Consider the following 8,354-nt stretch of genomic DNA (forward strand, 5'->3'; position numbering starts at 1 on the left):
GGGCAGAAGTCAGTCCACGAGGTATTCCTGACGGATGCCGAGCGTCGCGAACTGCTTCATGACATGGCCCTGATCCTGGATGAGGAAGAAGACCGCTTCCTGCTGCTGCGTTTGGACCCGCGCGGGCGTGTGCATACCTTGGGCAAGGGCACGCAGCCCCACGACCCCACACTCTTTTATATGGGATGACAGTCATGGCGACCTTGTTTCTGGACAGAGCTCAACTGGAACTGCGTGTCGATGGGGAGGCCCTGGCGCTCTATGAAGGGGGCGAGCGCCGGGGTACCGTGCCGATGAAACTGCTGGAGCGCGTCGTGATCCAGGGGCGACAGACCCGGTTGGAATCCGGCGTCCTGGGTCGTTTGGGAGAATTCGGGGCAACCACACTCATCATGAGTCCCAGGGCACATCGTCGTCTGGCATTGGTGCTGGGACCAAAACACAACGACGCAGGCATTCGCATCGCCCAGGTCCATCGATTGATGGATGACGCCTTCTGCCTTGCCTGGAGCCGGGATCTGGTGCAGGCCAAATTACATCGGCAGTTGCGTCTGCTGAATCGTGCAGTGCTGGCAAGACCGGATGTCCGTCGGGCGCTCACGGGCGCGAGTGAAAGCTTGGGGCGTATCCAGGTGGAACTCTCTGATGGCGAGGTGAATATCGTCCGTCTAAGGGGGCTGGAGGGTGCCGCCGCCCGGGCCTCATTTCAGGGATTGACTGCCCTGTTTGCACCTTCATTGAACTTCACGGGCAGAAATCGACGCCCGCCCAGAGATCCGGTGAACGCCTGCCTTTCCCTGGCCTATACCCTGCTGCACTTTGATGCCGTGCGGGCCGCCCATGTGGCAGGTCTGGACCCCTTGATCGGGTTTTATCACCGTCCCAGCATAGGCAGGGAGTCGCTGGCCAGTGATCTGATCGAACCCATGCGACCCGTGATCGACGAGTGGGTCTGGGCCCTGTTCCGAAACGAAGTACTCCGGGTGAGTCACTTCAGCCAGGATGGCGATGCCTGTCTCCTGGGCAAAGCGGGGCGGCAGAGATTCTACGAACACTGGGAAGCCCGGAGCACCGCCCATCGCCGATGGCTCAGGGCGCGTTGCAGCAAGCTGGCCCGCTATCTGCGGGATGAAGGTCGGCAATGGCTTGAAAGCCCCTTTGAAGAGGCATGAAACATCATGGCGACTCGATCCATCCCATCATCACGGCCGCGAATGGCGGCTTCTGACCGCAAGCCACTTTATCTGCTGGGACCGGAAGCCCGGGAAGTCCGTGCACGGCCGACCAGTCTCTGGATCAGGGGAGTGCTGGCCACGGATCTTACCGATCTGTTCTAGGCGGAAATGAACCTGTGCTGCGGCAACTTTGGGGATCTTAAACGCCATATGCAGGTGGAGAATCATTCATGAGCCAGACAAAACTCCGGGCTTGGCTAATTTGCTACGACATTGCCGATAAAAGCAGACTTGGACGCCTGCATAGGTTCATCAAGAAGCATGCCCAACCTGTGCAGTACTCGGTATTCCATTTTGAAGGCAGTACTGCCCAACTGAGGCGCCTGATGCGGGATATCAAGACCTATATCAAGCCGAAGGAAGACGATGTGCGGGTGTACCCCATACCGGAGAAAGTGCAGCTATACACCTTGGGCAGGGGGCTGCTGCCGGATAACCTGCATCTGGAGTCTTCCCTCAGCCCCGGGCTGGCCCGCTTGGTGCGGCCTGGAGAATGGCGGGATTGATGATGTCTGAATTCATTCATTCTCTGCCGGCCGCAGCGAGAAGAAGCGGTCACGGAACTTAAGAGTGGCCCAGAATTCGAGTGGCGCACCTAGCACAGCCTGCAGGTGATCCAGGCCTTCTGGGCCTGGATGGAAACCCAATGCAGGCATCACGAATGCTGCCCTCCAACCCACTCACCAGTTCTACCTCCTCTACTTATCCAGCTTATTCTGAATGAAATCCCAGAGACCGCTCATATGGCTAACTGGTTTTCTTTCTAATTCATCACGGCCGCAGTCAGGACAAGTGCGCACATAGTCTCTACCAGCGATGAGAGCGTCCCTGCTGGGAGCAAAGGTTTTGATCCAACCACATTTGGTACAGCACAGTCTAAACGGCGGAGGCTTAATCATGATTTTGAAAATCATGAGGAAGCGAGCAGGATGCGGGCAATAATCCCCTCAAAGTAGTGTGCATGGCAGCCTCCCCCCCCCCTGTGAGTAGTTATGTCGACTTTGATATCGGTTTCAAGTCTCAATCCCTTCTTCATCAGGGGCTACGTTCTGAGGGAAAAATACGCCACATCGGTATTCATCTTCGTCTCAATCCCTTCTTCATCAGGGTCTACGTTCTGAGAGAACATGTCTCAGGAGTTCATGGGGACAGGAGGTCTCAATCCCTTCTTCATCAGGGTCTACGTTCTGAGGTGAAGATGAGGCGATGTTAAAAGAGTTGACCGTCTCAATCCCTTCTTCATCAGGGTCTACGTTCTGAGCAAAAAATAGTAGGAGTGTACGTTTATGTCAACGTCTCAATCCCTTCTTCATCAGGGTCTACGTTCTGAGGGGGCGACACCATCGAGACTTTTTAATCAATAACTTACAAGAGGGGTTCCAGAAAAAATTTCGGTTTGAAAAGTGATACTTCAAAATCGGACCTCCATCGCTGCCAGTGCCCTCATCTTAGCCCAATTACTGGCCTTGACCAAGCTCCATAGCGACTAGATGGTGACGCACCGCAATAATTCCCTCTTGAGTTGAACCTGTATAGTGGTCCCCTTCCGTGTCAAGCCGCCGGCCCACTTCCTAGGAGTGGATGGCCTTGGGGCTTGATGCGTAGCCGGATACCAGGATGATTCCAAAAATTCATGCAGGGAGTCCGGCAGTCCGGAGGCAAACATTGCCTGTATTGCCGATCTGATGCGGTGTAAGGTGTCGTCGAGGATATTGGCTGATTCTCACCGCAACCCTCAGGCCTAGGAAAAACGGGATAGAAACCTCTAACATGTTGATTTTAAGATAAAATCTTAGTGAATGCTTTGAATTTTCCGCAGGCACAAAGACCCTGCTAAGGCGCCTGCATGAATGCCTCATGACATCGAGGCACCGAAAAGTAGGTCCTGATGAAGAAGGGATCTGGAAGCTTCAGCAGTTCATGCAGCAACGATGAATTTTTTCAAAATAGTTGACTTTATTGGTTTGGCCATGCTGTTCCTTGGTTAGATAAGATTGATCACCAAAAAACACCAGATGATTCTGAGCTCTGGAGCAGGCAACGTTTAATCTTTTTTTGTCTAGCACAAAATCCAGACGTCCAAAAGTACGGACGGCGGAATAACATACTAGGCTCGCCTCACTGCCTTGAAAACTATCGACAGTGTCCACTTTAATCGTCAACTGACCCAGTTGAAGTTCGCGGTGACTGTTCCCTTGTGCGCCTTGCTTGCGTAACTTTTTTTCTATCATTCTTACTTGAGCGCGATAGGGGGTGATGACTGCTACATCGATTGGCTGTTTCAGTTTATTTCCTCCAGATTGCTTCCGCAAAAACTCAGCCAGCACGGCGGCTTCGATGGGGTTTTCCAGACTTTTCCCCTGCCTGCCCTGGCGATGACGACCCTTGACATTCACCCACTTCAGGGCAGGTAAAGCCAGGTCAGAGGCTGCTCTTTTTGTGCACTGACCATTAAACAGCTGTCGCTCGCCGTCTTCCGTATAGAAGAGCTCCGCCACCAAATCCCCAATGGGGGAAACCATGCGGTATTGTTCTTTCAACCGAGCTTTGTGAGTGTCCTGAAGGTTGTGAAACAATTGCTCAAAAAAGCTGTTTTCCAGAAAGGTTTCATCCAGGAAAGGTAGTGCTTCACGACTGCACTCTTCCCGCAGTAGCGGGGCCACCGTGGGCGGTAGTTGGTGGTGATCGCCAATCAAAATGGCCTTGCGTGAGCGCAAGAGCGGGATCAACAGCTCGGGTACGGTGGCACGGCCGGCTTCATCAATAATCGCCAGATCAAACGTCAGGCGGTTCATGCCCAAGTACCAAGAAGCCAAACCGACGCAGGTTGCCCCCACCAAGTTGTGTCCATTGAGCAGCATTTCTGCGACCTCGGCATCGGGTTCGGAACGCTCGCCCTTCTCTGGCTGGGCTTTTTGACGCAGCTGTTGCAAGCGTTGTTGCCATTGGTAGAGCAGGTCGGTCTCCTCGCTGCTCTGGCAAGTGAACACAGCCTTTTGTGCCGCGGCTTGCCAGGCATCAAAGGTGGCCGTCATGCGGTTTTCCAGAGTGAAGGCCTGAAGCTTAGGCTGAACCTTGCTTGCCAATCCTAGGCGCAACAGGTGCAGGCGGCCGTTGTCCAGACCACCGGTTTTTATAAAGCGGCTGAGGGCATTGTCGACGGCGGCGTTTTGCTGTGAAACCACCAACACCCGCAAATCCGCGCGGGCACTGAAGAGCTGATGCAGCAACTCAACAATGCAGGTGGTTTTTGCGGTGCCTGGTGGGCCCTGCACCAAGGCCAAATGGGGTGCGGTCAGGCAGGTCTCAATCACCTGCTTCTGCGTGGGAGTCAGCTGTGAGTTCTGCCAGGACAGTCCCTGTGCTACCCGCTGTTGCCAGAAGGCATCGGGTTGGGTTGACAGGTATTCCGGCATCAGTAGCATTTCTTTCAGATCCGGTGCCACCAGTTCATCCCGGATAAAGGCATCCAGCGCTTGGCGCTGACGTTGCAGGCTGTTATCCCGTTTACTCAGGCGGAGTTGCCAGCGTTCTTCCTGTCCGCTACTCAAGCTTTGACCCAGTGCATTGGCAGGCGGAGTAAAGCACAGGCTAAACCCATTGGTGCTGGATTCCAGCAGGAGATTGCAGTGCCGGGACGTTGTCCAAGCCATCCGCCGCCAGCGCGAGGGGGTCTCCTCGCGCCCTAGTGCTTTCCACACAGTTAGTTCCAGTTGATAGCCGTTTTCTTCCTGCTTGAATCGGCCCAACTCATCCAACCACTCGTCCAGACTCAGCGACCCTTGTTCATCACTGACCAGCAGGGCCTCGGACGTCAGCGGCAAGCGCCACTCCCGGCCCTCCCCGGCAACCGGGGCGGCGCGTAAATCCAGAGTGTGCTCATTGGTGGTTTGCTGATAATCCAGCACGGCCAGCCAGCGTGCCATAAAGTCGGCCTGCTGTTGACGACGCGCCTGAGCTTCGGGCACCAAAAGCAATTGTTGGGCCAAAAACATGAGCCTGTTAAAACTATCCGGTGAGGCAATGTAAGGATCATCCGCCAGTACGGCATCCACGAGTTCCAGTGCAAAAGGCAGCATGATGCCGTTGAGGTCGGGCTGGGCTTGCGTCTCGATGCTGGCGACTAGAAAGGTACTGTTCCGAGCGTCCGGGTGCACCGTCAAACACAGGTCGTGCTGCCGTATGCGAGCGCTTTGTTGCTGCGGGTTCCACTCCACGAGTTGCCAGCCTTCCAGATCCGGCTGCCGATCCACCAGAAGATCGAAACCCCGGGTTTTTTCACTGACCAACAGGCTCAGGCGCTGGTGATGGGGGTTGAGTGCCGCCGGCGCACGATTGGTCACCCAGGGGGCGCTGAATCCCTCGGCCAAGGGCGCTTGTTTCAGGCAAAGATCATGACTTTTGAGCCAGACGTCAATGATGCCTCCCACTGGCAAGTTGATGCCAGGTTCATCCAATGCCTGATGGGGCAAAAATACCGGCAGGCTGCCATTAAAAAGATGACCGCGATAACCTCCTGCAGCCCTTTTCTCGATCGTCATTTTCACTGGCTCATGGGTCCAATGGTGTTCTTCAAAGAAGCGACCGCGCGCTACACAGCCGTAAAAACGCCTGCTGTTTTTACGATCGGCCTGAATCACTTGAATGGGTACCGCATCGCTTTGTGGGTAATCGGCCAAGAGCTGGCGCTGATACTGATCGGTACGGCCTTCCCGGCGTTTTTCGCCGGTGAGTTGCAGAACCTGCCCAAAGGCGAGGGGGTGACCTAGCTCAGTGGCGGCATTCAAACGCACAACCTTGCCAACGTAGAGCCATTCCGCGGGCAGGGAAAACGCCGGCAACGGTAAGTCTAAAAGTTCCTTGTGTGCTTGATGGCTGGCCAGTTGATAGACCTTTTGCTGAAAATAAGCCCGGTAATCGGCATGGGCCTGATAACGGCAGAGGGCGTCTTCCACGACCAGTTCATCAGATCGCAGGGTTTCACGGCGCAGGCGACTAAGATTGGGCTTTTGTAGCTCGCTTTTAATCAATCCTTGCAGCCCTTGAATTTCCGCAAACAATGGGCGATGCTCATCATCCAGGCGCTTGAGTTCTGCAAGCAAGATACTTTTGTAGTTGGTCGCCTTTTGGGCCCACCACACTTTTCTCTCCGCTTCGCTGGCCGCTGACAGTGACTCCCGCTCTGCTTGCAGGCCATCAATACGATCGCGCAGTTTATTTTGATGAGCGCGTTCCTTTTCGGTCATTTCATTAAAAATAAAAGCTGCACAGGTGGCCGTCACGGAAATGCCTACAAAAACAGCAATAACAGGAAATGGCATAAATTAAACCTCGTTGTTTTCGTTGTTTTCGTTGTTTTCGTTGTTTTGATTCATTAAATCGATGGCCAATGCGAGGAGCTGAACATCCTTGGTGAGTCGGTATTCGGCAATATATTGTTCAGTTTGCTGCATCCTGAGATTAAACTTTTGCCCCTGCTGCGCCAGAATCGCCATTCGGTATTCATGATCACTGAGATTTTGCGCGCGCAGTGTGTGTTCACGCTCAATGATTCCTTGTAATTCGAGCACCTTATGACGTATTTCGTTATCAGAAATGTGTTTGTCACGCTGGCAGGCGGCCAAGGCGGCTTGGGTTTGTTTATGCGTCTGGTATAGGTTAACCAAGTCTGAGGACAGGCTGGTAAGATTTTGGACGACAGACAAGCGCTGATTCCCCGGGAAATGATCCAGTGTACGATTGATACGATCCAGTAAATTATCTGTGGTATTGGATGCTTCATTTTGTGGCAAAGGGGTTGATCCTTTGATCGTTGAAGAAGCAACTCGACTGGTGATGGGGTGGGTTTTCTGCACGGTGATCTCTTCAGGGCTGACTGTTGACAAAAAAAGAAAGATAAACACGCATGGCGCGATGGGATGCGGCTTCCAACCGCACAAATTCTTGTAGATTTGTCTGCTGCTGACAACGCGCCTCTTCCAACTGTTGAAGAATACCATCAACCAAGTCGCGATAATGCCGCATGGTTTTGTGCACCTGCTGAGCAATGCTGCGATTTTCCTGCAAACGATGATCAATAGCTTGGATAAAGGTTTGGTAGTTCTGCTCGCGGGCTTTGCGATCGATCTGCAATATTATAAGATCATTATCCAATTGATGGCTCAAGGCATCCAACTGATCTTGAAGTGCACGAGTCACACGCTTTTCCGTGCTATATCGAAGATAGGCAAGACCGGCATCGAGTAAAGACAAACCGGCATCAATCATCGCTGCGGCCGGATTCAGCTTGCCTGCATTTTTAGTCACCAATAACCCTAAGCGCTGCACACCTCGTGCTAGACGTGCTTCCCGTGTACCGCCGACTTGGTTGGGGTTGATAAAATCTCTAAAAATTGGCACTGTCTGCATAAAAGCCTCCCAAGCATGCTGCGTAAATTGCCAAAACTCTGAGTTAAAAAAACCTAGAGTGACAACTGAAAATTCGCCAGTGCCTCGGTTAAATAATCTTTGACCTGACCTTCATCCAGTTGCCAAGCTGTGATTACAGGGGCAAAGGTGATTTGCCGTGTCATTAACCGCTGGGTGTGGCTTTCCTCAGGCAGGCAGGTCGCCAGCCGCCCCAGCCAGATATCACCATTCTCCAGGGGTCGAGTATCCGGCTGTAGCGCTAGGTTTTTAACTTCAATCTGTTGTCTGCTGTGGGCGCACCAGTGATATTTCCAAAGTTCCGGTGGCGAAGGGTTTTGATTCAAACCTTCGGCATAAAGAAATTCCACTTTTGCTTGCACTAACGGCCAGTGATAAACAGACGAATTTTTGGTCGCTTGTTGTTGGGCAGGCATCCAGACATTGTGTTTTCCAGTAAAGGGCAACTCCTGTCCAGGCAAGGGCAATTTTAAGGAGTAATAACGCACGGCAGCCTCTTCCAGCGGCTGGAGTTCATAACTCAAGGTCCAATGGGGGTGTTTTTTCAAAAAAGCCTCAGCATCAGAAAAGAGACACATAAACAGAGCCTGATTTGCCTGCTTCAGCCGGTCGTGGCCGGTTTGATGTTTTGCATGATCCTGCAATCGAGCCTGCAATGCCTCAGTTTGCATTTGGGTACTGCTGCGTCCCTCA

7 protein-coding genes and 1 CRISPR repeat array are annotated in these 8,354 nt (G+C 53.1%); of the genes, 3 read left to right on the forward strand and 4 right to left on the reverse strand.

Annotated features, from left to right (window positions below; genetic code table 11):
• The 3 genes from LQ952_RS14640 to cas2 form a co-directional block, all read left to right on the forward strand.
• A partial coding sequence (locus LQ952_RS14640) for a CRISPR-associated endonuclease Cas2 (RefSeq protein ID WP_238623364.1) occupies positions 1-189 on the forward strand: 189 nt, incomplete at its 5' end.
• A gap of 5 nt (positions 190-194) precedes the next feature.
• On the forward strand, positions 195-1,172 hold the full coding sequence (gene cas1 / locus LQ952_RS14645) for a CRISPR-associated endonuclease Cas1 (protein ID WP_238623365.1): 978 nt from the start codon (positions 195-197) through the stop codon (positions 1,170-1,172).
• A 233-nt stretch (positions 1,173-1,405) separates the two neighbouring features.
• Positions 1,406-1,741 (forward strand): CRISPR-associated endonuclease Cas2, encoded by a 336-nt coding sequence (gene cas2, locus LQ952_RS14650; RefSeq protein WP_238623366.1) that lies wholly within the window; start codon positions 1,406-1,408, stop codon positions 1,739-1,741.
• A gap of 511 nt (positions 1,742-2,252) precedes the next feature.
• A CRISPR array of direct repeats spans positions 2,253-2,566; the repeat unit is 37 nt; unit sequence GTCTCAATCCCTTCTTCATCAGGGTCTACGTTCTGAG.
• 579 nt (positions 2,567-3,145) lie between these two features.
• Here cas2 and LQ952_RS14655 read toward each other — a convergent pair.
• The 4 genes from LQ952_RS14655 to LQ952_RS14670 all read right to left on the reverse strand — a co-directional run.
• Positions 3,146-6,556: a DEAD/DEAH box helicase gene (locus LQ952_RS14655; protein ID WP_238623367.1), complete on the reverse strand. Its 3,411-nt coding sequence runs from the start codon at positions 6,554-6,556 to the stop codon at positions 3,146-3,148.
• 3 nt (positions 6,557-6,559) lie between these two features.
• Positions 6,560-7,090, reverse strand: coding sequence for a hypothetical protein (locus LQ952_RS14660; RefSeq protein WP_238623368.1), 531 nt, complete (start codon positions 7,088-7,090; stop codon positions 6,560-6,562).
• Positions 7,091-7,100: 10 nt separating this feature from the next.
• On the reverse strand, positions 7,101-7,643 hold the full coding sequence (locus LQ952_RS14665; protein ID WP_238623369.1) for a hypothetical protein: 543 nt from the start codon (positions 7,641-7,643) through the stop codon (positions 7,101-7,103).
• 53 nt (positions 7,644-7,696) lie between these two features.
• Positions 7,697-8,354, reverse strand: a 658-nt coding sequence (locus LQ952_RS14670; protein WP_238623370.1) for a hypothetical protein, incomplete at its 5' end; no start/stop codon positions are given.

It is taken from the genome of Ectothiorhodospira lacustris (assembly GCF_022227785.1).
Lineage (GTDB): Bacteria > Pseudomonadota > Gammaproteobacteria > Ectothiorhodospirales > Ectothiorhodospiraceae > Ectothiorhodospira > Ectothiorhodospira lacustris.